This is a genomic window from Vannielia litorea (assembly GCF_019801175.1).
GTDB classification, from domain to species: Bacteria; Pseudomonadota; Alphaproteobacteria; order Rhodobacterales; family Rhodobacteraceae; genus Vannielia; species Vannielia litorea_B.
Map to the genome: position 1 here is coordinate 433,539 of NZ_JAHVJR010000003.1, position 25,827 is coordinate 459,365.

General features: G+C 65.7%; 26 protein-coding genes. 9 read left to right on the plus strand and 17 right to left on the minus strand.

Annotated features, from left to right (window positions below):
- Nucleotides 1–70: 70 nt before the first annotated feature.
- The 3 genes from smpB to dapA are packed head-to-tail and all read right to left on the minus strand — an operon-like array spanning nt 71 to nt 1,944.
- Complete coding sequence (smpB, locus tag KUV38_RS20580; protein WP_222472086.1) at nt 71–547, minus strand: SsrA-binding protein SmpB; 477 nt, start codon at nt 545–547, stop codon at nt 71–73.
- A gap of 60 nt (nt 548–607) precedes the next feature.
- The gene (gene tsaA / locus KUV38_RS21145; RefSeq protein WP_315898672.1) at nt 608–1,168 is read right to left on the minus strand and encodes a tRNA (N6-threonylcarbamoyladenosine(37)-N6)-methyltransferase TrmO; all 561 of its coding nucleotides are present in this window, start codon (nt 1,166–1,168) and stop codon (nt 608–610) included.
- A complete protein-coding gene (gene dapA / locus KUV38_RS20590; RefSeq protein WP_222472088.1) occupies nt 1,072–1,944 on the minus strand; it encodes a 4-hydroxy-tetrahydrodipicolinate synthase in 873 nt (290 codons plus the stop codon). Before dapA ends, tsaA begins: the two co-directional genes overlap by 97 nt.
- A 152-nt stretch (nt 1,945–2,096) precedes the next feature.
- Here dapA and KUV38_RS20595 point away from each other — a divergent pair, with 152 nt between their 5' ends.
- Complete coding sequence (locus tag KUV38_RS20595; protein ID WP_222472089.1) at nt 2,097–4,238, plus strand: lytic transglycosylase domain-containing protein; 2,142 nt, start codon at nt 2,097–2,099, stop codon at nt 4,236–4,238.
- A gap of 10 nt (nt 4,239–4,248) precedes the next feature.
- Here KUV38_RS20595 and KUV38_RS20600 read toward each other — a convergent pair whose 3' ends face one another.
- The 6 genes from KUV38_RS20600 to KUV38_RS20625 all read right to left on the minus strand — a co-directional run bounded on the left by KUV38_RS20600 (nt 4,249) and on the right by KUV38_RS20625 (nt 10,078).
- Entirely contained in the window at nt 4,249–4,632 is a 384-nt protein-coding gene (locus KUV38_RS20600; RefSeq protein ID WP_222472090.1) for a hypothetical protein, read from the minus strand.
- Nucleotides 4,629–6,401: a capsule biosynthesis protein gene (locus tag KUV38_RS20605; RefSeq protein WP_315898670.1), complete on the minus strand. Its 1,773-nt coding sequence runs from the start codon at nt 6,399–6,401 to the stop codon at nt 4,629–4,631. The genes KUV38_RS20600 and KUV38_RS20605 overlap by 4 nt, the downstream gene beginning before the upstream one ends.
- A 46-nt stretch (nt 6,402–6,447) precedes the next feature.
- Complete coding sequence (locus KUV38_RS20610) at nt 6,448–7,107, minus strand: ABC transporter ATP-binding protein (protein ID WP_222472092.1); 660 nt, start codon at nt 7,105–7,107, stop codon at nt 6,448–6,450.
- 188 nt (nt 7,108–7,295) lie between these two features.
- A complete protein-coding gene (locus tag KUV38_RS20615) occupies nt 7,296–8,543 on the minus strand; it encodes a Na+/H+ antiporter NhaA (RefSeq protein WP_222472093.1) in 1,248 nt (415 codons plus the stop codon).
- Nucleotides 8,544–8,709: 166 nt separating this feature from the next.
- The gene (locus KUV38_RS20620) at nt 8,710–9,747 is read right to left on the minus strand and encodes a permease (protein WP_222472094.1); all 1,038 of its coding nucleotides are present in this window, start codon (nt 9,745–9,747) and stop codon (nt 8,710–8,712) included.
- Entirely contained in the window at nt 9,740–10,078 is a 339-nt protein-coding gene (locus KUV38_RS20625; RefSeq protein ID WP_222472095.1) for an ArsR/SmtB family transcription factor, read from the minus strand. The genes KUV38_RS20620 and KUV38_RS20625 overlap by 8 nt, the downstream gene beginning before the upstream one ends.
- 115 nt (nt 10,079–10,193) lie before the next feature.
- On the opposite strand from KUV38_RS20625, the gene KUV38_RS20630 reads away from it, so the two are divergent.
- On the plus strand, nt 10,194–10,781 hold the full coding sequence (locus KUV38_RS20630) for a uracil-DNA glycosylase family protein (RefSeq protein ID WP_222472096.1): 588 nt from the start codon (nt 10,194–10,196) through the stop codon (nt 10,779–10,781).
- On the plus strand, nt 10,778–11,548 hold the full coding sequence (locus KUV38_RS20635; RefSeq protein ID WP_222472097.1) for an SseB family protein: 771 nt from the start codon (nt 10,778–10,780) through the stop codon (nt 11,546–11,548). The genes KUV38_RS20630 and KUV38_RS20635 overlap by 4 nt, the downstream gene beginning before the upstream one ends.
- A gap of 20 nt (nt 11,549–11,568) precedes the next feature.
- Here the strand turns inward: KUV38_RS20635 and KUV38_RS20640 are convergent, their stop codons facing one another.
- Together KUV38_RS20640 and KUV38_RS20645 are read right to left on the minus strand one after the other, a co-directional pair.
- Complete coding sequence (locus tag KUV38_RS20640; protein WP_222472098.1) at nt 11,569–12,507, minus strand: 1-phosphofructokinase family hexose kinase; 939 nt, start codon at nt 12,505–12,507, stop codon at nt 11,569–11,571.
- Nucleotides 12,508–12,511: 4 nt separating this feature from the next.
- Nucleotides 12,512–14,170 carry an NAD+ synthase gene (locus KUV38_RS20645; RefSeq protein WP_222472099.1) on the minus strand — a complete coding sequence of 553 codons (1,659 nt, stop codon included), beginning with the start codon at nt 14,168–14,170 and terminating at the stop codon, nt 12,512–12,514.
- 166 nt (nt 14,171–14,336) lie between these two features.
- On the opposite strand from KUV38_RS20645, the gene KUV38_RS20650 reads away from it, so the two are divergent.
- Entirely contained in the window at nt 14,337–15,770 is a 1,434-nt protein-coding gene (locus KUV38_RS20650) for an MORN repeat-containing protein (RefSeq protein WP_222472100.1), read from the plus strand.
- 183 nt (nt 15,771–15,953) lie between these two features.
- Here the strand turns inward: KUV38_RS20650 and KUV38_RS20655 are convergent, their stop codons facing one another.
- From KUV38_RS20655 to KUV38_RS20680, 6 genes are all read right to left on the minus strand, one after another.
- Complete coding sequence (locus KUV38_RS20655) at nt 15,954–17,000, minus strand: threonine aldolase family protein (protein ID WP_222472101.1); 1,047 nt, start codon at nt 16,998–17,000, stop codon at nt 15,954–15,956.
- A complete protein-coding gene (locus KUV38_RS20660; RefSeq protein WP_222472102.1) occupies nt 17,001–17,444 on the minus strand; it encodes a YcgN family cysteine cluster protein in 444 nt (147 codons plus the stop codon).
- Nucleotides 17,441–18,376, minus strand: coding sequence for a bifunctional riboflavin kinase/FAD synthetase (locus tag KUV38_RS20665; protein ID WP_222472103.1), 936 nt, complete (start codon nt 18,374–18,376; stop codon nt 17,441–17,443). Before KUV38_RS20665 ends, KUV38_RS20660 begins: the two co-directional genes overlap by 4 nt.
- Before the next feature lie 57 nt (nt 18,377–18,433).
- Nucleotides 18,434–19,018 (minus strand): DUF3859 domain-containing protein, encoded by a 585-nt coding sequence (locus KUV38_RS20670; protein ID WP_222472104.1) that lies wholly within the window; start codon nt 19,016–19,018, stop codon nt 18,434–18,436.
- A complete protein-coding gene (locus KUV38_RS20675) occupies nt 19,015–19,512 on the minus strand; it encodes a DUF3859 domain-containing protein (RefSeq protein WP_222472105.1) in 498 nt (165 codons plus the stop codon). The genes KUV38_RS20670 and KUV38_RS20675 overlap by 4 nt, the downstream gene beginning before the upstream one ends.
- A gap of 98 nt (nt 19,513–19,610) precedes the next feature.
- On the minus strand, nt 19,611–21,209 hold the full coding sequence (locus KUV38_RS20680) for a phosphoenolpyruvate carboxykinase (protein WP_222472106.1): 1,599 nt from the start codon (nt 21,207–21,209) through the stop codon (nt 19,611–19,613).
- Between the two features lie 354 nt (nt 21,210–21,563).
- On the opposite strand from KUV38_RS20680, the gene KUV38_RS20685 reads away from it, so the two are divergent.
- Genes KUV38_RS20685 through KUV38_RS20705 form a run of 5 tightly spaced genes read left to right on the plus strand, consistent with a single transcriptional unit; the run spans nt 21,564 to nt 25,825 of the window.
- On the plus strand, nt 21,564–22,265 hold the full coding sequence (locus tag KUV38_RS20685; RefSeq protein ID WP_222472107.1) for a response regulator transcription factor: 702 nt from the start codon (nt 21,564–21,566) through the stop codon (nt 22,263–22,265).
- Between the two features lie 18 nt (nt 22,266–22,283).
- The gene (locus KUV38_RS20690) at nt 22,284–23,981 is read left to right on the plus strand and encodes a sensor histidine kinase (RefSeq protein WP_222472108.1); all 1,698 of its coding nucleotides are present in this window, start codon (nt 22,284–22,286) and stop codon (nt 23,979–23,981) included.
- Nucleotides 23,982–24,015: 34 nt separating this feature from the next.
- A complete protein-coding gene (locus tag KUV38_RS20695) occupies nt 24,016–24,480 on the plus strand; it encodes an HPr kinase/phosphorylase (protein WP_222472109.1) in 465 nt (154 codons plus the stop codon).
- The gene (gene rapZ / locus KUV38_RS20700; protein ID WP_222472110.1) at nt 24,477–25,436 is read left to right on the plus strand and encodes an RNase adapter RapZ; all 960 of its coding nucleotides are present in this window, start codon (nt 24,477–24,479) and stop codon (nt 25,434–25,436) included. The genes KUV38_RS20695 and rapZ overlap by 4 nt, the downstream gene beginning before the upstream one ends.
- Nucleotides 25,433–25,825: a PTS sugar transporter subunit IIA gene (locus KUV38_RS20705; RefSeq protein ID WP_222472111.1), complete on the plus strand. Its 393-nt coding sequence runs from the start codon at nt 25,433–25,435 to the stop codon at nt 25,823–25,825. Before rapZ ends, KUV38_RS20705 begins: the two co-directional genes overlap by 4 nt.
- The last annotated feature ends 2 nt before the right edge of the window (nt 25,826–25,827 follow it).

Sequence of the window (25,827 nt, forward strand, 5' to 3'; positions counted from 1 at the left end):
GCTGCGCAAGGCCGAAGAGTGGTGGTGTTAAAAGGCAGGGCTGCGCTGAGGCCGCCCCGTTGGCTCACCGTCAGCCGCCCTGCTTCAGCAGCCGCTGTTTCTGGCGGTTCCAGTCGCGCTTGGCGGCGGTATCGCGCTTGTCGGCGTTCTTTTTGCCCTTGGCGATGCCGATCTTCATCTTCGCGATGCCGCGATGGTTGAAGTAGAGCACCAGTGGCACGAGGGTCATGCCTTTGCGTTGGGTGTCGTTCCAGAGCCGGGCCAGCTCCTTCTTGGAGCAGAGCAGCTTGCGACGGCGGCGCTCCTCATGGCCGAAAGTTTTGGCCTTGTCGTAGGGCGCGATGTAGCCGTTCACCAGCCAGAGCTCGCCATTTTCGACGGCTGCGTAGCTCTCGTTGATCTGGCTGGAGTTCTCGCGCAGCGACTTCACCTCCGAGCCTTCCAACACGATGCCCACCTCGAGATCTTCCTCGATGGCATAGTCGTGCCGGGCCCGCCGGTTCTCGGCGATCACCTTGTAGTTCGGATTGTCGTCTTTCTTGGCCATGGGGGAGGGATATAGGGGCTGGGCCGCCTGTGGGGAAGGGGAGTCGGGAGAAGTCCCGGCCTAGGCGGGGCTGTCGACCGTTTCGATCCAGGGTTTGATGTCGATGACGGGGGTGCCGTCAAAGGCATCGGTGGCGTCGATCCGGACCGTTGTGCCCTCAATTGCCTCGATCCGCACGCAGCCGAGCGCCACGGGGTTGGGGCGGGCTGGGGAGCGCAGGGCGAAGGTGCCGCGTGGGCCATCGGCGTGGCGGGGGCGCTGCACGAGCAGGTCGCGGCGGGCTTCACCTGTCCAATAGAGCAGCATGATCCAGTCGCCAGGGCTCAGGCCCGTCAGGGCTGGAACAAACTCTGGCTTCAACTCGATCCGGGCATTGCCGCCACCCTGCTCCCGCGCCAGACGCAGGTTCTTGGGGGCAGTGCCCTCGCGCCAGTCGGAGCGGATCTCCCCGATGAAGTGCAGGCTCGCGTCGGGGCGGTCGGCCGGGTCGAAACCCAGCCGCTCTTCGCCCTCGCGGGGCGGCTTCAGTTCAGAATCCCCGCAAAGCGCATGGCGTCTTCGATCTGGTTCTTCACGAAGTCCGACACCTGCACGTGCGGGCGGCGCACGCTCTCGTCGCAGCGGCCCAGCAGCGACAGGCCGTATTTGGCGCCGCAGAGGCCCGGCTCGGCAAAGATCGCGCGGTGCAGCGGGATCAGCCTGTCCTGATACTCCAGCGCCTTGGGGTAGTCGCCCGCAAGCGTTGCCGCCTGCATCTCGGCGCAGAGCCGGGGGGCCACGTTGGCGGTGACGGAGATGCAGCCCACACCGCCCATGGCGTTGTAGCCTACGGCTGTCGGATCTTCACCCGAGAGCTGGATGAACTCGGGGCCGCACATCTGCCGGGTAATGGCCACGCGGGCCAGGTCGGCGGTGGCATCCTTCACGCCCACGATGTTGGGGTTCTTCGACAACTCGGCCATGGTGCCGGGCAGCATGTCGATCACCGAACGGGGCGGAATGTTGTAGATGATGATCGGAAGCCCAACCTCGGCAGCGGCCTCGAAATGGCCGATCAGCCCGGCCTGCGTGGGCTTATTGTAGTAGGGCGTGACGACCAGCGCCGCATCGGCGCCGGCGCTCTTGGCAGCCTCGACGAGCCGCACCGTCTCGCGGGTGGAATTGGAGCCTGCGCCCGCAACCACCGGCACCCGGCCTGCCGCTGCCTTCACGCAGGCGGCGACGACGGCATCGTGCTCGTCATGGGTCAGGGTGGGGCTCTCGCCGGTGGTGCCAACGGGCACGAGGCCGGAGGAACCCTCTTCGATCTGCCAGTTCACGAGGGCCTCGAAGGCCTCGAGGTCAAGCTCGCCGTCTTTGAAGGGGGTCACCAGCGCTGGAAGCGATCCGTGGAACATGTTGAGCCCTCCTCTCTTGCGGCCATTTTCCCAACTCCGGCGGAGCTATAGAGCCAGCGCGGGGCAATGCCAAGTTGTTGTATTGTTCATCAAGGTTGAGGCGCTACACTTGGCGCAACCGCCCTTTGCCTGCTCCGGAGCTTGCCTGAGCCATGTCTCGTCTTGTCTTGTCGCTTCTTGCCGCCGCTTGGCTGCTGGACTGGCCGGTAGCCCATGCGCAGGCGGCGGACCCCTCGCCCGAGGAGGGGCCGGAGGTGGTGCAGGGCGTTGCGCTGGAGCTGGATGAGGAGGGCGAGGCGGAAGCCGCGCCCGGAGCCGATGCCGCCCCGGAAGAAGAGCAGGAGGAGCGCCCGCTGCCCCGTGCCGAGGCATTGGAGGGCGTTGAACTGGCGGCCAAGGCACCGCCCGTGCGACCCAAGCAGGCCGGGCCTTTCACCTTGATGATGCGCGCGCTGGAGCGGGGCGATTGGGGGCAGGCGAGCTTTCAGGCCAAGCAGCAAAGCGGCGCGATGGAGCGCTATGCCCATTGGGCCAAGCTGCGCGGCGGTGGCGGCAGCTTTGAGGAATATGTCGACTTCATCCGCGATCACCCGAGCTGGCCCTCGATGGAGTATATCCACGACCGGGGCGAGGCCTCGATTGGCCGGGGCGAAGACCCGGGCAAGGTGGTTGCCTATTTCGGTGACAAAATCCCGGAAACCGGCCTTGGCGTGCAGCGCCTGATCGAGGCCCATGAGGCCCGCGGCGAAGATGGGGATGCGGCGGCGCTGGCGGTGCTGGCGTGGCGCACGCGCACGCTGAACAGCGAGGTCGAGGGCGCCCTGCTCGAGCGATTCTCCGAGGTGCTGGAGCCGCATCACGAAGCCCGGCTGGATGACCTGCTCTGGCGGGACAGTCGCACCGCTGCCCTCCGCCAGATGGGCCGGGTCGGCGAAGACTGGCAGAAACTTGCCGAAGCCCGCATGGCCCTGCGCACTCGCGCGGCCGGTGTGGACGCCAAGATCGAGGCCGTGCCCGAGGCGTTGCAGGACAACGCGGGCCTTGTTTGGGAACGGTACAATTGGCGCCTGCGCAAGGGGCTGCACGAGGGCGCCGAGGAGCTGATGGCGGAACGCTCGACCTCTGCCGAGGCGCTCGGGCGGGCCGAGATGTGGTCCAACTACCGGCGCATCTATGCCCGCAGCCAACTGCGAGAGGGCAATGTGGCGGCTGCCTATGCGCTGGCGTCGCGGCACTTTCTGGCCGATGGATCTGATTACGCTGATCTCGAGTGGCTCTCCGGCTGGATCGCGCTGCGCTTTCTGAAAGACCCTGAGCTGGCGCTTTGGCACTTTGAGCGCTTCGGCGAGGCGGTCGAAACGCCGATCAGCCTTGGCCGCGCTGGCTACTGGCTGGGGCGGGCCTATACCGATCTGGGAGATGCCGAGAAGGCGCGGGACGCCTATGCCTTCGGCGCGCAGTACCAGACCAGCTACTACGGCCTCCTTGCCGCCGAGGCTGCGGGCCTGCCGATGGATGTGACCCTCACGGGGCGCGAGGAGTTTCCGCCGCTGGACGAGACCAGCATTGGAAGCTCCGAGGTGCTGGCGGTGGGGCTGAAGATGATCGAGGAAGGAGAGGCCAACGAGGCCGAACGCTTTCTGACCCATCTTGGCGGTACGCTGGAGCGGAACGATGTGGGCAGCCTCGGGGCGCTGATGATCGAGCGCGGGGAGGTGCATCTGGCGCTGAAGATCGCCAAGAGCGCGGCTCGCAACGGCATCACCATTCCTGCCGCCTATTACCCGCTGCATGAAATGGCCAAGACCGACTGGCCGGTGGCGCCCGAGCTTGCGCTCTCCATTGCGCGGCGGGAGAGCGAGTTTGACCCCGTGGTGATCAGCCCGGCTGGCGCGCGCGGGCTGATGCAGCTGATGCCAGGCACGGCCAAGGACATGGCTGGCGAGCTGAAGATCCGTTACGACGCTGGAAAGCTGACCCAAGACCCGGTTTATAACGCGCAGCTCGGCACCGCCTATCTGGCCGGGCTGATCGAGATTTTCGGGGATGCGCCGGTGCTGGTTTCGGTTGGCTATAACGCGGGGCCGGGGCGCGCAGTGAATTGGGTGAGCGATCGGGGCGACCCGCGTTATCCGGGCGTCGACGTGGTCGACTGGATCGAGATGATCCCCTTCCGCGAAACCCGCAACTACGTGATGCGTGTGACCGAGAGCATCCCCGTTTATCGCGCCCGGTTGACCGGCCGGGTCGAGGCGCTGGAGTTCACCAAGCTGCTGCACGGCTCGGCCAACTGACGGCCCGCTCTCAGGCCTCCAACGGGCCAAAGAAACCGGTGATCCGCGTCAACAGGCCGGTCCGAGGCTCCCATTCCACCACATCGATGCTGCCAGCGAGCAGGGTCTCTTTGCCATAGCGGAGGTTCCAGCCGAAGCGGGCGTGGGTGTGGTGGGCGTCGACCTCCGTGCAACGGGCGATCACCGCCTCGGGCCGTGCGGCAGTGACTTGGGCAATGTGTTCGGAGAGCGCGGGGATGCCGGCAAGCGCCACCATCGGGTCGGCGTAGTGGATGTCGGGTGCAACGCAACGGGCGAGGGCGGCGTGGCGGGCGGCGGTTTCCATCACCGTCCAGCAGGCGCAATAGGCGTCGATCGTGGCGGCGAGGGCGGGGGGCTCGCCGCCCTCCGTCACCCGGCGACCTGTTCGCGCAGCACCGAGGCGGTGAGCGAGATCATCAGGTAGATGCCGGCGAAGATCAGCAGCGCGAGCGCGGTGTTCTCGAAGGCGCGTGGGTAGGTGGCCTCGTCTGGCGCAATGGGCGTGACGCCGAGCGAGAGATAACGCACCTGCCGGTTGGCCTCGATCCGCGCGGTCTCGAGTTGAGCGGCGGCCTGCTGGAGCAGCAGCTGCCGGGTGGCAAGATCGGCCTCGGCGATGCGCAGCTCGCCGGTGATCCGGGCCAGAGAGGCGTTGCCATCGGTGGTCTCTGTCATCGAAGCGCGCAGGCTGGCGACAAGGGCCTTGAGCCGCGAGATATCGCCCTCCAGCGCCCGCACACGGGCCTGATTGGGCCGGGTGTTGGCGAGCTGCTGCTGAAGGTCGAGCTCCTTCTGGCGCAGCTCCACCTCGAACTGGGTGATCTGGGTCATCAGCGAGCCGCTCTCGCTCACCGGGTCGAGCACGCCGAGCTGCTCCTGCAATTCGAGCACCCGCTTTTGTGCGGCGAGCACCTTGGCCTCTGCCTCGTCGAAGCTGGCGCGTGCGCCCTTCATCTGGTCTTCGCGCAGGCGCTGGGTCAACTGATCGACCTGCTCCTCGGCATAGCCCAGCAACGCCTCGGAGAACTCTTGGCTCTTTTCGGGGCTGGCGGCGATAACCTCCATCTTCAGGATGCCCTCAGTCGGGTCGTAGCCGATTTTCACGTTGCGCTGGTAGAGACGGTAGGCGGCCTCGTCCGTTGCGCCGTCTTCGAGCCGCTGGATCGGGTCGATGAAGTCTTGCTCGAAGTGCTGTTTGAAGCCGTGGTCAGCATCGAGCCGCTTCATGGCGGCGCGGCTGGCGAGGTAGCTCTGCACTGTCGTGCTGTCTTGCTGGGTGGCGAAGCTTGTGCCCTGGAACAGGCCGCCGAGGCCTGCGGATGCCGCGGGTTCGGCCTGCTGGATCACGAACTCGGACTTGGTGGCAAAGAGCGGCGTGGCCAGCACGTAGTAATACCACCCGGCGATGAAGGCCGGCAGCAGCACGAAGAAAGCCAGCCGGGTGAACAGCAGCATCGACTTGCGGCGGCGGCGGCGGGCGATGTCACGCTGGATGCGGCCGATCTCGCTGGCGCGCTGATCGGAGGTGTTGAGCACAGGGCCGGGCACCGGCGATTGCTGGGGCACGGCAACATCGGTGCCGGGCTGGCGGGCGACCTGCGGCAAGTTTGGCGTTGCGCCGCCACCTTGACCGCCGCCCGCGCCCTGCGCCTTGGCGTTGTTCTGCACCAATTCGAGCATTGCCGAGCGCTGGAACGGGTCAATCCCGCGGTCGCGCAGCTGTTTGACGGCGTCGAAGTCGGAGGTTGGCGTCAGCCCATGCTTTTGCGCCACCCGCCGGGCCATACGCAGCTGGCGCCCGGTAAGGCCCTCTTTGCGGATGTCGGCGATGGTCTGCTCGCTCTTGGCGGACGCGGCGCTTTGCACCTCGCCGGACTGGGCCGAAGCCTCGCCAGCGCCGGATTGCTTTTCGGCAGCGGCGGAGCCGGGCATGGCCTCGGCGCCGAACCCGTCTTCGTGCATGTCGGGGGAGGCGGCCTCCATCATCGCAACGTCTTCATCGACGGGCGGCTGGGGCGTGGTTTTGGGCGCAGAATCGGCGGGCGAAACAGCAGTGGGCGCCGCGGCGGGCTGCTCCGCCACAGGCGTTTCGGCAACGGGAGGGGCGACCTTGCGGGCGGTGGCCCCTTCGGTCGCGGCCATCGCCTGACCCGGGGTCAGGGGGCCGTCCCGGCGAATGCGGAACCTGCTAGCCTTGGGCTTGGTAGTCATAGAGCCTCTTCGCCTCTTCCAGCGTTTCAAACATGTGGAACTGCCCGTCGCGCAGCACCGCCGCCGAGCGGCAGAACTTTTCCAGCGTGCCCGCCTGATGCGAGACGATGATGACGGTGGTGTCCTTCAGCCGTTCCCGCAGGATCGAGCCTGCGCGGCGGTTGAACTCCACATCCGTTGTCGAGGGCATGCCCTCGTCGATCAGGTACATGTCGAAGTCGAGCGCCAACATCAACGAGAAGCAGAAGCGCGCCCGCATGCCTTGGCTGTAGGTGCCGACCGGCATGTCGAAATACTCTTCGATCCCGCAGAGCCAGCGGCAGAAGGCCTCCACGTAATCGGGGTCGAGCCCGTAGAGCCGGGAGATGTAGCGGGCGTTCTCGGTGCCGGTGTGGCGGTTGACGACGCCTCCCATGAAGCCGAGCGGAAAGGAGATGCGGCAGCCCCGGCGGATCTCGCCCTCATCGGGTTTTTCGAGCCCGGCCATCATGTTGATCAGAGTGGTCTTGCCCGTGCCGTTGGGGGCGAGGATGCCGAGCGAATTGCCGAGCTCGACCTGAAAGGACACGCGGTCAAGGATCACCTTGCGCTGCTTGCCCGTCCAGAAGGACTTGCTGACATTGGAGAATTCCAGCATTCGTCGCCTTTGGCTGCTCGTTTCTACACCTTAACGGCGCTTGATTAAGACTTTGGTATAGAGCGCCAGTTGGGCAGTATTATGTCGCCCAAAGCTGACGGTTTTCAACGGAATGTTGGTTAACCACGCGGCAAATGGGGCATCACTGTGGCGTGAGAGGTGCCCCAATCCGAGTCAAAGGCGGCTGATCAGGCGTTCTGTTTCTCTACCCGGGTCAATTTGCCTGCCACGATGGAGAGCACGGCTGCGCCGAAGCTGAAGAGCGCGCCCATCTTGGCGGCGTCCTGCACCGGGCCGCCGGGGAAGGCGACGGAGGCCACGAAGAGCGACACGGTGAAGCCGATGGCGGCGACGAAGCCGATCACCACAAGGTCGATCGAGCGCATGCCCGACGGCAGGCCCAGCTTCATCGGGTAGGCGGCGAGCCAGCCCATGAGGAAGATTCCCACGGGTTTGCCGATGATGAGGCCCGCCAGCACAAGCCAAGTGGCCTCACCGATGGCGTTGAACTCGACGCCCGCGTTCAGCAGGCCGAAGAAGAAAAGGATCACCTCGACCGGGTGCTTCAGCATATGCTCGGCCTTGTTCAGGAGGTCGCTGAGATACTGCTCGGCCTCCGAGAAGATGCCGAAGGCGCGGTCTGCGTGGGGTAGGGTGGGAACGATCGGCAGCAGGCCGAGGGCCGGGTGAATGCCCGCCTCTTGAAAGCCATACCAGCTGACGCAACCTGCCAGCAGGTAGGGCCAAACACCGAGGGTGGAGGCCATCCATGTGGAGTTCGGGCGGTCCTGATTGCCGGCATCCATCCGGCGCGGCAGCCAGTTGCAGAGGATGAACACCGCAAGGGCCGCGCCGAGCGACAGCAGCAGCCATTCGGGGGCCAACTCGCCAGAGGGGTAGAAGATGGCGAGGATGATGAGGCCTGCGGCATCGTCGGCGATAGCGAGCAGCAGCAGGAAGCGCACCGCCGGGTGTCCCGCGCCAAAGACCATGCGGCCGATCAGATAGGAGAAGGCGATATCTGTCGCCGTGGGGATGGCCCAGCCGTTGGCCACGGCGGAGAAGGTCTCGGAGCCGAGGAAATAGGCGATCCCGAGGTAGACGGAGATCGGGCCGATCATGCCGCCCACGGTGGCGATCAGCGGCGTGGCAGCCTTGCGCCCGCGCAGGCTGCCGTTTTCGAGGATCACCGCCTCCCAGACTTCCTTCGCCGCGATGGCGAAGAAGAAGGCCATCAGCACGTCATTGACGAGGTAGTGTAGGGTCAGGGTGCGGTGGCCGTCATGCAGGTGGCCGATGGGCGCGTGGTCCCAGATCACGAATTCGACGAAGTGGTGGTAGCTTTCGGCGTTGATGTTCGCCCAGACCAGAGCGATCAGCGCCCCCGCGATCAGCAGGAGCGAATAGTTCGCGACGAAGTTCCAAACGCGATACATGCCTCACCCCTCCCATGCCGACGTTGCCCACAAATAATGAAATCGGCGCAGCGGGGCAACCGGGCGGCGAGAAGACGGCCTGCGCACATCCGCGCATTTCGCCTGCGTCAGTGAGAGAGATGGCGCTCTGCCATGCCACTTGGGCGGCATGGCAAAACGCGCGCTGTCAGGCGTAGCCACCCCATGCGAGGCCCGCTAGAACGGCCCCGATGAAGGCGAAGCCAAGGTAGGCGGCAAAGACCCGCGGCTTCACCAGCGCCCAGACGGCCACGGCGGCGGGGATGCAGGAGACCCCCCCGGCGATGACGAAGGCCATGGCCGCGCCCTGGCTCATGCCTTGGGCCAAAAGGGCATCGATCAGTGGCACGGCGGCGTAGCCGTTCAGATAGGCCGGTGCGCCAACCAGTGCCCCCAGCAGGATCGGGCCAAGCCCCTCACCGCCCAGCACCGAGCCGATCATCTCGGCGGGCACATAGGTGAGCATCAGGCTCTCCAGCAGGTAGGCAAGCAGCAGCCATTTGAAGAGAAACAGGCCGTTCTCCAGCGCCGTTTCGCGGAAGGTCTCGCGGCGGGGCGCCTCTGCCCAGAACCGCCACACGGGCTTGCCCTCGAAGGGCTTCTTTGCACCGCAGCAGGAGCCACAGGTCTTCTTCGGGCGGAGCGGGTCAGCAAACACGGGCGAGCCTGCGAAGGCCATCGTCAGGTAACCGCCCATCAGGCCGAGGCCCACGGCGGCGATGGTTTTTGCGACGGCAAACTCCAGCCCGAGCGTGCCTGCGGTGATAGAGAACATTGCCGGGTCCATCAGTGGAGAGGCCAGCCAAAAGGCCATGACCGCCGAGAGGGGCGCACCAACGGCAAGAAGGGCCGCGATGAAGGGGATGACCTCGCAGGAGCAGAAAGGCGAGAGGCCGCCGAGCAGGGCGGCCATCGCGATCATCCGCGTTTGTTTGCCCTCGAAGGCGCGGGCCAGCAGGCTCTCGGCCCCGGTAGCCTTCAGCCAGGCCACAGCGAAGACGGCGAAGAGGATGAAGGGCGCGGTGTGGAGCAGGGCATTGGCGGCAAACCGGAGCGTGGGCCAGAGCTGCGTTGTGTCGAGCAGGGCGACGGCCAGCACAATCAGCAGAGAGGCGAGCCAAGCTTTTGGCGCACGCTTCCAAAGGTCACCGAGGGAGGGGCGGGGGGACTGGGTGAGGTCAGCCATGGGCGTGGTCTCCATCGGGCGCGTCGGCGCAGCATTCGGCAAGCAGAAAGTCGGTGAGGGCGCGGATTTCGGGGTAGGCCACGGCGGCGCAGATGATGCTGCGGCCCTGTTTCTCCTGCCGGACCAGCCCGGCCGCTGCGAGGATCTTCATGTGGTGGGTGAGGGTCGAGCCGGTGACGCCGGTGCGGGTGCCAAGCTCGCCAATCCGCAGCCCTTCCGGACCGGCCCGCACGAGGCATCGCAGCACGGCGAGGCGCTGCTCAGAGCCGAGCGCCGCGAAGGTGGAGGCGGCGGTTGCGAGGGAAAGATCATCGGTGTGAGTCGTTTTCATGATTCTAGAAATATCGAAAGGATGGTCGCTCGGCAAGATGTTTCGAGACTTGTCGAAGTAATGCGTTCGCCACCCTTTGTGGCGGCCCAGATCCGGCTGGCCTATATCCAGCCACATGCCACTCACGGATGAAATTCGCGCCTGCCGCCTTTGCGCCCCGCGCTTTGCCGCCACGGCCACGCGCCACGCGCCGCGCCCGGTGCCGTGGTTCGAGCCCGGTGCGCGGGTGCTCATCGTCGGGCAGGCGCCGGGCATGCGGGTGCATGAGACCGGCATTCCCTTCAACGACCGCTCCGGCGACCGGCTGCGGGACTGGCTCGGCGTCGATCGCGAGACCTTCTACGACACCGCGCGCATCGCGATCCTGCCGATGGCCTTCTGCTTTCCGGGCTACGACGCAAAAGGAGGCGATCTGCCGCCCCCCGCGATCTGCGCCGAAACATGGCGGGATGCGGCGCTGGCGCAGATCGGGCCGGTGCCGCTGACGCTGCTGGTGGGCGGGTACTCTCAAGGCTGGCACCTCGGCCCGGCCGCCAAGCGCGCGGGCGTCACCCGCACCGTGGCCGGGTGGCGCGACCATGCGCCCGGGGTCTTCCCCTTGCCCCACCCGTCGTGGCGCAATACGGGGTGGCTGAAGAAAAACCCTTGGTTCGAGGCCGAGCTGCTGCCGGTGCTACGGGCACGGGTGAAGGAGGTACTATGACCACGCTGGATGAGGCTCACGCCGCGATGGAGGCGGGGGGCGAGGCCGAACGGCTTGCCTTTTATGCCCAACTGGCCGACAGCCAGTTGTTCCTGCTGCTTGAAGAAGAGCCGACCGGAGAGGTGATCTCGCCCCGTGCGGTGGAGACCGGCGAGGGGGAGATCCTGCTGGCCTTCGACAGCGAAGACAGGCTGGTCGGTTTCACGCAAGGCGAGGCGGCTTTTGCCGCCATGTCGGGGCGCGGTTTGGTGGCGATGATGGCCGGGCAGGGGCTGGGCCTTGGGGTGAACCTCGAGGCACCCTCGGCGCTGGTGCTCCCCGCCGCCGCGATCGACTGGCTTGCCGACACGCTGGGTCACGGGCCGGAGGCGGCAGAGGAAATTCCGGTCGAGGTTGCGGCCCCGGCCTTGCCACAGGCGCTGCTGGTGGCGCTCGATGCCAAGCTGGCCACGGCCGCCGGGCTGGCAACAGCGGCGCTGCTGGTGCGGGCGAGCTACCGCTCAGGCGCGGAGGGCCACCTGCTGGCTTTCATCGACGCGCAAGACGGTGCCGAGCACGCGCTTGCAGGCGCGGCCAACGAGGCGCTCAAGTTCTCCGGTCTGGAGAGCGGCGCGCTGGACGTGGCCTTTTTGGACACCGGCTCGCCGCTGGCGCAGGCGATGGAGCGGAACGGGATGCGGTTTGATCTGCCCGAACCGGAGAAGCGGGAGCCGTGGGCGCCCGAACCGCCTGGCTCAAACCCGGACAAGCCGCCGAAGCTGCGATAGGGGCGGGTGAGGCGCTGTCTTTAGAGGCGCGTGAGCACGCACTCCGGCAAGAGGCGGTTGTAGTCTTCAATGCGGCACAGCTCGGTCCCAGCCGTCATCACCGCGGCAGAGGCTGCCGCCATGCCGGCCTGAAGCGCCTCTTCGCGCGGCTTGCCTGAGGCGAGCGAAAGGGTGAACCCGCCAACAAAGCTGTCGCCAGCGCCCACCTTGCTCACCACCGGCACATCGGCCCCCGCCGCGTGCCAGGCGCTGCCGTCCGAGCAGGCCATGACAGACCCTGCCGCGCCCATTGCGACGATCACCTGCGGCGTCACCTTTGCCAGCGTGGCTGCAAAGGCGCGGACCTCCGCCACATCGGCCAGCTGGGTGCCGGAGAGGAAGCGCGCCTCGGCATGATCCATCCGCAACACATCGGCTCCGCCCTCTGCCGCCAGCCGTTTGAGCGGCTCACCAGAGGTGTCGACGATGAAGGTTGCATCGGCGGCGGCGACGACATCGGCAAGCGGTTTGAGCCACTCCGGACCCATGCCGGGCGGCAGGGAGCCGGAGAGAACCACCAGAGCACCCGGTTCCACCGCCGCCTTGACGGCCTCAAGGAAGCCGGCACAGTCGGCCTCAGACCACGCCGCACCGGCCAGCGAGAAACGGAACTGGTTGCCGGTCTCTTCACAGGTGACGGCAAGGCTCTGGCGGGTGTCGCCGGGCGCGGAGACGCGCAACACATCCAGCCCCTGCGCCACAAGCCCGGCCTCCAGCGCGGCCCCGGTGGCTCCGCCCAGCGCAACAAGACAGCGCGATGCTCCGCCCAACTGGTGCACCGCGCGGCTCACGTTGACCCCGCCGCCGCCCGGCTCCACCAAGGCAGGGCCGCAGCGGAGCTTTGTATTGGGGCGCACCTGCGCCGTGCCCGCCGAGAGATCCAGCGCCGGGTTGGGGGTGAGGGTCAGGATGGGACGCATGGCGTCAGGAGGGGTCGCGCCAGCGGTTGACGACAGGGTAGCGCCGGTCGAGCCAGAAGGCGGCTTTGGTCAACCGCGTTCCGGGCGCGGACTGGAAGCGCTTGTATTCGCTGAGATAGATCAGCCGCTCCACCTTCTTCACCACCTCGCGGTCGAAACCCTCGGCCACCACCTCGGCCACAGCGGCTTCTTCATCGACCAACATCTCAAGGATGCGGTCGAGCACCTCGTAGGGCGGCAGGCTGTCTTCATCCTTCTGGTCTTCGCGCAGCTCCGCGCTGGGGGGCTTGTCAATCACCCGGGGCGGGATCACTTCGCCCTCGGGCGCAAGCATCCACGGCCGGTGGTTGGCGTTGCGCCAGCGGCAGGTCTCGAAGACGCGGGTCTTGTAGAGGTCTTTCAGCGGGTTGTAGCCTCCCGCCATGTCGCCGTAGATCGTGGCATAGCCCACCGCGACTTCTGATTTGTTGCCGGTGGTCAGGAGCATCTCGCCAAACTTGTTGGAGAGCGCCATGAGCAGGAGGCCGCGCAAGCGGCTCTGGATGTTCTCCTCCGTAAGCCCCGGCTCGGTGCCTTCGAAGAGCGGGGCCAGCGCCTCTGTCACCGCTGCGCGCGGCCCCGAGATCGGCACGAAGTCGTAGCGGCAGCCCAGTTTCTCGGCGACGGCCTTGGCGTCTTCCAGCGAATGTTCGGAGGTGTACTCGGAGGGCAGCATGACGCAGCGGACGTTTTCCGGGCCGAGCGCATCGGCGGCAATGGCCGCCACCAGTGCCGAATCCACCCCGCCCGAGAGACCAAGCAGGGCCTTCTTGAACCCTGTCTTGGCGAAGTAATCGCGCACTGACTGCACCATGCAGCGATAGTCTTGCTCCCATGCATCCGGGATCTTGGCCTTCTCACCCTCGACCGCGCGCCAGCCCTCTGGCCCGCGCTCGAGATCGAGATGCGCCAGCGCCTCGTCGAACACCGGCATCTGAAGGGCCAGCTTGCCGCCCGGGTTCAGCACGAAGGAGCCGCCGTCAAAGACCTGGTCATCCTGCCCGCCCACCATGTTGAGGTAGATCAGCGGCAGCCCGGTCTCGACGACACGCTGGACCATCAGGTTGAGCCGCACGTCCATCTTGCCGCGGTAGTAGGGCGAGCCGTTGGGGACGAGCAAAAACTCTGCACCGGTCTCGGCCAGCGTTTCGGCCACATCCTCGTGCCACGCGTCTTCGCAAATCGGGCTGCCGACGCGGACATTGCCCACGGCATAGGGGCCACCCAGCGGCCCGGCATCGTAGATGCGGACCTCGTCAAAGACCGTCTCGTTGGGCAGGTGGTGCTTGAGCACCCGGGTCATCACCTTGCCGCCCTTCAGGATGAAATAGGCGTTGAAGAGCTTGCCGTCTTCCGGCCACGGCCCGCCGATGGCGATGGCGGGCCCGTCGGCGCAGAACTCGGCCAGTGCTTCGATATGGGCCACGGCGTCGGCTGCAAAGGCGGGGCGGTCCACCAGATCCTGCGCGTTGTAGCCGCAGATGAACATCTCGGTGAACGCCACGAGATCGGCGCCGGCCGCCTTGCCCGCCTCCCAGACTTCGCGGGCCTTGGCCGCGTTGCCTGCCATATCCCCCAGAACGGGGTTGAGCTGTGCCAGTGTGATCCGGAACCTGTCGGCCATGCCTGTGCCTTTCCTTGATGCGCTCCGAATTAGCAGATTGACGCTGAAGTGAAAGGTGGCCGTGGCAAAAACCATTGCGACCCATGGCCTGCCGCCTTACCTTCGCGGCCCGCGGGGGCAAGTACCGCGAGGGAAAGAGGCAAGGGGCAGCCAAGAGGACGAACCCATGATCCGGGCAGGATATATCGCACTGGCAGCCACTCTGGCGCTGGCCACACCGCTGGCTGCGCAGGACAAGCAGATCAAGCAATACGACAACGGCGGTGTCTACGAGGGCACCTTCAAGAACGGGCTTCAGCACGGCAAGGGCACCTACACCTTGCCCAATGGCTACGAGTATCAGGGCGATTGGGTCGAGGGTGAAATCCTCGGCCAAGGCGTGGCCCGTTACCCGAACGGCTCGGTCTATCAAGGCGCTTTCGCCAAGGGCAAACCCGAGGGCAAGGGCAAGATCACCTTTGCCGATGGTGGCACCTACGATGGCGATTGGAAGAATGGCCAGATGACCGGGCAGGGCGTGGCCACCTATGCCGATGGCCGCCGCTACGAAGGCGCCTTTGTGGGGGGCTTGCACGAGGGGCAGGGTAAGATGACCTCGCCCAACGGCTCGGTTTACGAGGGTGCATGGCTCGCCGGGGCGAAAGAGGGCAAGGGCCGGATGAGCTACGCCGATGGCTCGGTTTATGAGGGCAACTTCGCGCGCAACCAGCGTGCCGGGCAGGGCGTGCTGACCATGACGGACGGGCTCACCTACAACGGCGCGTGGAAAGCCGGGCAGATCAACGGCCTCGGCACGCTGACCCAGCCCAACGGCGATGTTTACACCGGCCTGCTGGTGAACGGTCAACGCCACGGCAAGGGCAAGGTCACCTACTCCAACGGCGAGATCTACGACGGCGACTTCAAGGCCGATCAGCGCGACGGTCAGGGCAGCTTCACTGGCTCCGACGGTTACAAATACGTCGGCGCGTGGAAAGAGGGCCGGATTCACGGCAAGGGCACCGTCACCTATCCGGATGGCTCCGTGTATGAAGGCGACTTTGCCAACGACATGGCGCACGGCCAAGGCACGATCACTTACCCCGATGGCTCGGTTTATACCGGCGCCTGGGTCGAAGGGGTGATCGAAGGCCAGGGCGTGGCCCGCTACAAAGGCGGCATGGTCTATGAGGGCGGGTTCAAGGACGCCAAGAACCACGGCCAAGGCACCATGACCTCCCCCGATGGCTACAAATACGTGGGGGAGTGGAAAGCAGGGCTGCGCGATGGCCAAGGCGTTGCCAGCTATGCGGATGGCACGACCTACGAAGGCGGCTTCGTTGCGGGGCAGCGTGAGGGTCAGGGCAAGATCACCATGGCCGACGGCTTCACCTACGTTGGAGGCTGGAAGGCTGGGAAGATCGACGGCAAGGGCACTGCGACCTACGCCAACGGTGACATCTACGACGGGCTCTTTGCCGAGGGCAAACGGCAGGGGCAAGGCACCATGACCTATGCCACGGGCGAGGTGGAAAGCGGCGAATGGAAGGAAGGTATCCTGACCAGCGCAGACGCCCCAACCTCCGACGAGCCCGTGGAGGCTTCGCCCAGCGACGGTTGATGCGCCATAAGAGGTTTAAGGCCTCCGGTCGGGATACATGACGCTAGAAAATGGTGCGAGTTGCGGCTTGGGACGGGGACAATTCGAATGAAATTGTCCCCCTCACGGGCGTTTCTACTGCAAGTGCTTCAACGGCGTCGCCCCTGCTGACCGGCCGGTCGAGAGGATGTCTCGGCTAGATGTTCAGCCGGCGGCGAGTTCCGCGAAATGGGCGATGTCCTCTTCCCGCACGCTCCAGTCACAGACCAGACGCGCGGTGAGCATTTCGTTCGGGTCATCGCCCTCCAACTCACCGGCCATGATGTAGTATTCCGCACCTGCCGCTCTAAGCCGCTGGTGGGCGGCGCGGGGCAGGTCGACGAAGAGCAGGTTGCTTTCCTGCGGAGCGTGGAGTCGCCCGCCGGCAGCTTCGACGCCCCGCGCAAGGGCCGCCGCTGCGGCGTTGGCGGTGCGGGCGGTTTCCAGCCAGAGGTCGCGGGTCAGGTAGGCATTCATCTGGGCGGCGAGGTAGCGGTGCTTGGAGAAGAGCTGCGCCCCGCGCTTGCGGCGATATTCCAGTTCTTCGGCCTTGGCCGGATCGAAGAGCACCATCGCTTCCACCCCCATCAGCCCGTTCTTGGTGCCGCCAAAGCTGAGCGCATCCACGCCCGCCTTCCAGCTGGCCTCGGCGGGCGAGCAACCCAGATGGGCTACTGCGTTTGCAAAGCGGGCGCCGTCCATATGGGTGGTGAGGCCGAAGCCCTTGGCCACCCCAGTGAGGGCCTTCAGCTCGGCCAGAGTGTGGACCGCACCCTTTTCGGTCGCCTGGGTGATCGACACCGGCCCGCGCCGAGGCCCGTGAACGCCCCGGGTGCCCTCTGCCGCGATGGCTGCGCGCAGATCGTCCGGGGCCATTCGCCCAGCCTGATGCGGCACCAGCGTCAGCTTGGTCCCGCCGGTAAAAAGCTCGGGCGCATTGCACTCGTCTTCATGGATGTGGGCGCAGGTCGAGCAGAAGATCGTCTCGAAGGGCTCTGCCATCGTGGCGAGTAGGAGCACGTTGGCTGCCGTACCAGTGGCTGCGAGGAAGACGGCTGCCTCCGGGGCCTCGAAAGTCTCGCGCACCTGCTCCACCACGGCCTGCGACAGAGGGTCGTTGCCGTAAGGCATGGCGTAGCCGTCATTGGCAGCGACCAGTGCCTCCATCACGGCGGGGTGGACGGGGCCGGTGTTGTCGGAGGCAAAGCGCATTCAAAGGTCCTCTTCTGCGGCGATGTAATCTTCCCAGTCGTCCTCGGGCACCGAGAACTCCGGCCATGTCGGGCCGCGCACGGCCCGCCCGGCCTTGGCCGTGCTCTCCGGGTCGCCGGTGAGGAGAGGGTGCCAGTGGGGCAGGGGTTTGCCCTCGTGCCGCAGCCGGTAGGCGCAGCTCTCGGGCATGAAATAGGCGGTCTTGTGCATCGTCTCGGGCTTCAGCACCACGCATTCGGGCACGATCTTCAGCCGGGTCTCGTAGTTCGCGCAGCGGCAGGTGCTGTCATCGAAGAGGCGGCAAGCGATGCGGGTAAAGACGACCTCGCCGGTCTCTTCATCTTCCAGCTTGTTCAGGCAGCACTTGCCGCAGCCGTCGCAGAGCGCCTCCCATTCTTGCGCGGTCAGTTCACCGAGCGGACGCTCCCAGAAACGGGGCCTCATAGCGCGGCCAGTATGGTGCGGGCCTTGGCTTCGTCGCGCTTCATCTGCTCGATCAGGGCGGGCAGGCCATCGAACTTGGCCTCGGGTCGCAGAAACTCGACCAGCCCGATGGAGAGGTGGGCATCATATAGGTCGCCGGAGAAGTCGAAGAGATAGGTCTCTAGGTTGGGCGCGTCGCCCTCGAACATCGGGCGGATGCCGAGCGAGGCGACCCCTTGATGCTGGCCCTTGTGAGGGCCGCCCAATACCTCGACCAGCACGGCGTAGACGCCGAAGGCAGGGCGGTGGAGGCGGGGCAGGCCCATGTTGGCAGTGGGGTAGCCCAACTCGCGGCCGCGCTTGGCGCCGTGGATCACCGGCCCTTCTATGCGGTGCCAGTGGCCCAACATGGCCGCCGCCTCGCGCGGGCGGCCCTCGGTGAGTGCCTCGCGGATGGCGGTGGAGCTGATCTCGCCCACGCCGGGCAGGCTCTCGATTTCGGCCACGGTCACGCCAAAGCCCAGAGATGTACCATCGCGGGCCAGTGTTTGGACATCGCCGGCGCGGCCCTTGCCATAGCGAAAGTCGGCGCCGACGGTCACATTGGCCGCGCCGATCCCCTCAGCGAGCACTGTGCGGCAGAAGGCCTCGTCGGTCAGCGAGCGGAAGGCCTCGTCGAACGGCAGTTCGACCAGAAGGTCGACGCCGAGCTTGGCCAGCCGGTGCGCGCGGGCCACGGCATTCATCAGGCGAAAGGGAGGGGCAGCGGGCTGGAACACCTCGCGCGGGTGCGGCTCGAAGGTGAGCACACCCAGCGGGGCATCGGGGGCCGCCGCACGGGCCTGCCGCAGCACCGCCTGGTGCCCGAGATGGACACCATCGAAGTTGCCGATCGCGAGGCTTGCGCCGCGCAGGTCTGGGCTGATCTCGGAGAGTTGGCGTGCAGTCCGCATGGGCCCTGAGGTAGCGCCGGGGGCAGAGGAGCGCAAGCGGGCGCGGAGGATGGCGCGTCAGCCGGGTTTGTGAGTTGTCGGCGCGAGGCTCAGCAGGCCGGCGGGGTCGCAGAGTTCACGGGCGCCGGGGTAATCCTCGGGTGGAATCACGGTGAAGGGGATGCGGTACAGCAACTCACCCTCGACGCTGGCCTGCATCACCCAAGTGCCGGTGACGGCCTCGTATGGAAAGTCGAAGCGATAGAGGTGAGTGGAATGGGCATCGTCGGAATAGGTCGCCCGCCAGCTTTGGCTGGCAGTGCCACGGCCGGGGAAGGGCGGGTGGAAGACCTCGAAGGTAGCGTTGGAGATGGTGACGCCATCGGCAGCCCTCGCCCGCACGCCAAAGCCTAGACCCATCAGCGCGGGCACGACCTGCCCGAGCGGGGTGAGTTCTGGCGGGATGTCGAATACATCCACCGCACCGCGGTCGGTGTCAGGCGCGTCAATCGAGCCGGTGATCTCGACCGCGCAGTTGAGCCCATAGGTGACATCGGCCACGAGGGCGCTGTTGATGTAGAGGTCGGCAGAGGTTTCCTGCGCCGCGGCAGGCAGTGCGGCGAGGCAGGCGGCAGAGAGCAAGAGGGCAGCGGTGCGGCTCATCCTGCGGGCTCCGTAGGTGCTGTGCCCAGGCTCAGAACAGGCGCATCGGCGCAGTCCGGCGCGGGGCCTTTGTAGGCCGCGGATGCCACCACCTCGAATGTCACGGAATAGAGCAACCTTCCCTCCGCCATCGCTTCCATCCGCCACAGGCCGGGGACGGCCTCGTGCGGCATGTCGAAGCTGTAGATATGGGTCATGGGGGCACCCGGCGCAATGGAGGAGGCAAAGCTCTGCTCACGGGTGCCGGTGCCCGGGAAGGGCGGATGCAGGCTGTGAACGGTCACGGCGAGCCTGTGCTGACCTTCCCTGGCCCAAACCCGGACACCGAAACTGGCGCCGAGCGTGGCCGGAACGCTGCGGCTCTCCACGAAGCGCGGCTCGCCCTCGAAAATCTCGATCCGCCCGTTCTCGGTGCCGGGCGCCTCGCGGGAGCCGATGATCCGGAGCGGGCAGACGAGGCCAAACTCAAGTGCGGCGAGGCGGCTGCTGTCCATCTCGACAGGGGATTGGGCAGGGGCGGCGGGGGCACAAAGCAGAAGGGCGGCAAGGGCCAGCCCGGCTCTCGCCGCCCCTGATGTCAAGCCGGAGGCGCTCACCCGATGGCGACGGCCTTCACGTCGTCGTCGATGTAGGCGTCGTATTGGGCGAAGTTCTCGGCGAACATTTCGACCAGCTTCTTGGCCTGCGCGTCATAGGCGTCCTTGTCGGCCCAGGTCGAACGCGGGTCGAGCAGGGCGGCATCGACGCCAGCCACGGTCACGGGAACCTGGAAGCCGAAGTTCTCGTCCTTGCGGAACGTCGCCTCGTGCAGCGAGCCGTCGAGCGCGGCGGTGAGCAGGGCGCGGGTGGCCTTGATCGGCATCCGGTTGCCGGTGCCGTAGGCGCCGCCGGTCCAGCCGGTGTTGACCAGCCAGCAGGTGGCGCCGTGGGTGTCGATCTTCTCACGCAGCAGGTTGCCGTAGACCTCGGGCCGACGTGGCATGAAGGGCGCGCCGAAGCAGGTAGAGAAGGTGGGCTCGGGCTCGGTCACGCCGCGCTCGGTGCCCGCCACCTTGGAGGTGAAGCCGGAGAGGAAGTGATACATCGCCTGCGCCGGGGTCAGCCGGGCGATCGGGGGGAGCACCCCGAAGGCATCGCAGGTGAGCATGATGATGTTCTTGGGGTGGCCGCCAAGCGCTGTGTCGGAGGCGTTGGAGATATACTCCAGCGGGTAGGCGCAGCGCATGTTGGCGGTGAGGCTGTCATCCTCGAAATCGAGTTCCTTGGTCTCGGAATCGTAAACCATGTTCTCGATGACGGTGCCGAACATCTCGGTCGTCGCGTAGATCTCCGGCTCGGCCTTGGGGCTGAGGTTGATCGTCTTCGCGTAGCAGCCGCCCTCGAAGTTGAAGGTGCCGCGATCCGACCACCCGTGCTCGTCATCGCCGATCAGCACGCGGTTGGGATCTGCCGAAAGGGTCGTCTTGCCGGTACCGGAGAGGCCGAAGAACACGGCGGCATCCACCGGGTTGCCCTCGGCGTGGTTGGCTGAGCAGTGCATCGGCATGATGCCGCGCTCGGGCAGCAGGTAGTTCAACAGAGTGAACACGGATTTCTTGTTCTCGCCCGCGTATTCGGTGCCGCCGATCAAGATGAGCTTCTTGTCCAGGTTCAACGCGATCACGGTCTCGCTGCGGCAGTCGTGCCGGGCCGGATCGGCCTGGAAGCTGGGGCAGTTGATGACGGTGAACTCGGGCTCGAAGGTATCGAGCTCTTCGCGCGCCGGACGGCGCAGCATGTGGCGGATGAAGAGCGAGTGCCAGGCCAACTCGGTGACCATACGCACATCGAGCCGCTGGGCCGGGTCGGCGCCCCCGAAAAGATCCTGCACAAAGTAGTCGCGGCCCTTCATGTGCTCGAGCATGTCGGCGTGGAGCGCATCGAAGCCCGCCTCGGACATCGGCGCGTTGTTCTCCCACCAGATGGTGCTTTCGGTCGCCGCCGAGCGGACCACGTGCTTGTCCTTGGGAGAACGGCCGGTGAACTTGCCGGTAGAGCACAGAAACGCGCCGCCCTTGCCCAGTTCGCCTTCACCACGCTTGATGGCCTCTTCGATGATGGCCGGTTCGATGAGGTTGTAATAGACGTTCCCCAGCCCTTCGATTCCTTGATCTTCCAAGCGTTTGGCGGGGTTGACGCGTCCGATGGTCATCGTTCTCTCGTGCTCCTGAGGCAAGCTCTGATCTGGGTGCCCGTCCCGGCCCCTCGCGGCCCGGAACGCCTCCCCGAGCATGGGGAAGTTCCGCCCCTATAACATGACATTTTTGCAAAGGAACCGGCGCAGGCGCGGCGTTAGCGCAACCACGGGCAGTTTAACGCAAACATCCGCCCAAGGGCGAGAATTGCGGCGCGCAGGTGATGCAAATTAGCCATTCGTTCTCACTTTTGCGGTTCATTAGAGGCCGCTGGAGCCGTTGATTCGCACTTAGTAGTTGATTCCAAAGGCCCGATTCGGGATGTTGAGGCAAAATAAGGCCAACGAGCAGTAACAATAAGGAATGCAGGCATGTCGCGAATTGCCCTGGTCGACGACGACCGTAATATTCTGACATCGGTTTCGATGACTCTTGAGGCCGAGGGCTTCGAGGTCGAAACCTACAACGACGGTCAGACCGCGCTCGACGCGTTCAACAAAAAACTCCCCGACATGGCGGTGCTCGACATCAAGATGCCCCGGATGGACGGGATGGACCTGCTTCAGCGCCTGCGCCAGAAAACGACCATGCCGGTGATCTTCCTCACCTCCAAGGATGACGAGATCGACGAGGTGCTCGGCCTGCGCATGGGCGCCGACGACTATGTGAAGAAGCCCTTCTCCCAACGTCTGCTGGTCGAACGCATCCGCGCCCTGCTGCGCCGCCAGGAGGTGATCTCTGGCGACGGCCCGACAGAGGCGGAGACCGCGCAGGTGATGGTGCGCGGCGAACTGGTGATGGACCCGCTGCGCCACGCCGTGACTTGGAAGGGCATGGACGTTTCGCTAACCGTGACCGAGTTCCTCCTGCTTCAGGCCCTCGCCCAGCGCCCCGGCTTCGTGAAGAGCCGCGACCAGCTGATGGACGTGGCCTATGACGATCAGGTTTATGTTGACGACCGCACAATCGACAGTCACATCAAACGCCTGCGCAAGAAGATGCGCTCGGTGGATGATGAGTTTTCCGCCATCGAAACCCTCTACGGCATCGGCTACCGCTACAACGAGGAGTAAGCGAGGCTCGGGCAGGAGATGGCTCCCGTGCGGGATACTGGCCAGACATATGAAGCGGATGTGGTCCTCGGCGAAGACTGGGAAAGCCCCCAGAGCGCCGACCATGCCATGCGTGAAAAGCGGGCGCGTCGGGGCTTCCTGACGCTCAACCGCTCGCCGCTTGCCCGCAAGATCATCACGTTCAACCTTCTGGGCCTGCTGCTTCTGGTGGCAGGCGTCTTCTACCTCAACCCGTTCCGCGACAGCCTCGCTTTGCAGCGCGAGTCCGGCCTTCAAGCCGAGGCTCAGCTGATTGCCGATGTGTTCGAGGTTCAGCTCGGCGGCGACCCTGTGGCGCTCGATGCCAGCGGGGTGGACGCGCAGGCGGTGGTCGACGGGCTCGATCTTTCATCTGGCGTCGAGGTTTTCGTATTCGGGCAGGAAGAGACCATTCTGGGTTCCACCGTCGGCAGCGAGAACCGGAGCGCGGTGACCCAAGCGCAGAAAGAGCGCCGCACGGTCATCACCGACTTCCTCAACGCGATCTGGGAGGGGATGTCTTCAATCTTCTCGACCCAGAGCGCCGACATTCCTGACGTCGACGCCGAGGGCCTCGCCCGCGCCATGGTGGCCGACGCCGCCACGGGCAAGACCACCGTGCGCACCGGCTCCAACGCCGCGGGTGGCACGATCTTTTCGGTAGCAACCCCGGTGATCGTCGGCAATCAGGTGGTGGGCGTGGTGGCCATCACTTCGGCGCAGGGCGAGATCGACACGCTGGTGCGCTCCGAGCGCGAGCAGGTGCTGCAGATGTTCGTCATCGCCATTCTCGTCTCAATCGGCCTGTCGCTGCTTCTGGCTTCAACCATCGCCAACCCCATTGCCGACCTCGCCTCCGCCGCTGAGATTGGCCGCGAGAAGGGTGGGCAGAAGATGAGCCCCAACAGGGTGCGCATCCCCGACCTCACCGGCCGCCCCGACGAGATCGGGCGCCTCTCGGGCGCGCTGCGGGGCATGGTGGCTGCGCTCTACGACCGGATCGACGCGAACGAACAGTTCGCTGCCGATGTCAGCCACGAAATCAAGAACCCGCTGGCCAGCCTGCGTTCCGCCGTCAGTTCGATGCGGGTCGCCAAGCGTGACGACCAGCGCCAGAAGCTGCTCGACGTGATCGAGCATGACGTGCGTCGCCTCGACCGCCTCGTTTCCGATATTTCCAATGCCTCGCGGCTCGACAGCGAGCTGGTGAAGGAAGAGGAGGAGAACTTCGACCTGCTGAAGATGCTGGGCAACCTGACCGAGTATCTCGGCGGCGAGGCGCAGCGGAAGGGCGTGGAGTTCATCACCGATGTACCCCGGCAGCCGATCCGGATCACCGGCCTCGAGGCGCGCTTGGCGCAGGTCTTCGTGAACTTGATAACCAACGCGCTCTCCTTCTGCGAAGAGGGCGATGCCGTGCGGGTCTGGGTCCGCCGACGCGAAAACCGCGTGCTGGTGGTGGTCGAAGACACCGGCCCCGGCATCCCCGAACAGGCGCTGACCAAGGTGTTCAACCGTTTCTATTCCGAGCGGCCCGAGGGCCAGTTCGGCGACCACTCCGGCCTCGGCCTTGCGATCTCCAAGCAGATCGTCGAAGCGCATGGCGGTGTGATCTGGGCCGAGAACATCCGGCCCACCCATGACGACATCACCTCCGAGCCGCTCGGCGCACGCTTCGTGGTGGGCCTGCCCGTCTGACAGGCGCCCGGAGGCCAGCGCAGGACAGTCCCCGATGGCCGGGCAGCAAAAAACCGAAGATCCCTTCTTTCATGCCAGCGCTGTGGCGTTCGGGGCGCGCGGGGTGCTGATCCTCGGACCATCGGGAGCGGGCAAATCGGCCCTCGCGGTGGAGCTGGTCTCACGCGGGGCGCGGCTTGTTGGCGACGACAGGCTGATGATTTCAGGCGCGGGCGGCGTGCTGACCGCTCGGCCAAGGCCCGGCTTCGAGGGGCAGATCGAGTGCCGGGGCGTGGGCCTGCTCACCGTGCCGTCCGTGTCAGAGGCCGAGATTGTGCTGGTGGTGGATGCAGGCCGGGTTGAGCGTGACAGGCTGCCGCCAGCGCGCGAGATTTTCCTCTTCGGGTGCAGTCTTCCCTTGCTTCACCGCGCGGAGGGGGCGCAGTTTCCGGCAGCGGTGCAGCTGATGCTGACCGGCAGCCAAATCAACAGCGACCCCAAGGAGCCTCCGGCCCGATGACCGACACGAGTGACACCGCCTCTGCCGAAACAGGCCTGCCGCATGGCGCGGCGGTGCAACGGCTGGTGCTGGTCACAGGTCCTGCAGGGGCGGGCCGCAGCACGGCGGTGAGGGTGTTGGAAGATCTCGGCTACGAGGCGATCGACAACCTGCCACTCTCTCTGATCCCGCGGCTGCTGGAAGGCGCGCCGCGCGGCGGAGCGCTTGCGCTGGGGATCGACAGCCGTAACCGTGAGTTCGACCCGCCGCACTTGCTCCACCTCCTCTCCCAGCTCGATGCCCGGCCCGACCTTTCGCACGAGGTTCTCTACCTCGACTGCCAGCCAGAGGTTCTGCTGCGCCGCTACTCCGAAACCCGCCGCCGCCACCCACTTGCCCCCTCCGAAAGCCCAGAAGAGGGCATCCGGCGCGACTTCGAGCTGCTCTCGGGCATCCGCGACCGCGCCGATGTGCTGATCGATACCTCGGATCTGTCGATCCATGACCTGCGTGAGGAGTTGGGGCGGCTGTTCTCGCTGGAGGCAACCGTGCGACTGGGGGTGGCGATCCAGAGCTTTTCCTACAAGCGCGGCCTGCCGCACGGGCTCGACATGGTGTTCGACTGCCGGTTCCTCAACAATCCGCATTGGCAGCCCGACCTGAGGCCACTCGATGGCCGCGATCCGGCCGTGGTGGCCTATGTCGAGGCCGACCCGCGCTTCGCGGAGTTTCACAACCGCGTGCGGGGGCTTGTAGACATGCTGCTTCCGGCCTTTGTAGAGGAAGGCAAATCGCACCTCTCGATCGGGTTCGGCTGTACCGGCGGCAAGCATCGCTCTGTTGCCCTCACGGAACGGTTCGGGAAAGAGCTTGCAGGTGCCGGATGGCGCGTGTCTATTCGGCATCGGGAAATCGAACGACGGGCAGGGGATCGGGCGGCAGGGCCGCCTTCCGTCATTTTGGGGAACAAGGCGTGATCGGTATCGTGATCGTGGCACATGGTGGGCTGGCGAAGGAATACCTCGCCGCCGTAGAGCACGTCGTGGGCGAGCAGGACGGAATCCGCGCCATCACGATAGCCGCCGACTGTAACAGGACCAACAAGCAGACCGAGATTTGCGCCGCCGCAGATGCGGTGGATGATGGCTCTGGCGTGGTAGTGGTGACCGATATGTTCGGCGGCTCGCCCTCCAATCTGTCGTTGTTGGCCTGCCAGCCCGAGAACCGCAAGATTCTCTACGGCGCGAACCTGCCCATGCTGGTGAAACTCGCCAAATCCCGCCACCTCAGGGTGGAGGATGCGGTAAATTGCGCAATGGCGGCAGGGCGTAAATACATAAACAGCTATGACGGTGGAGTCGTCTGAGG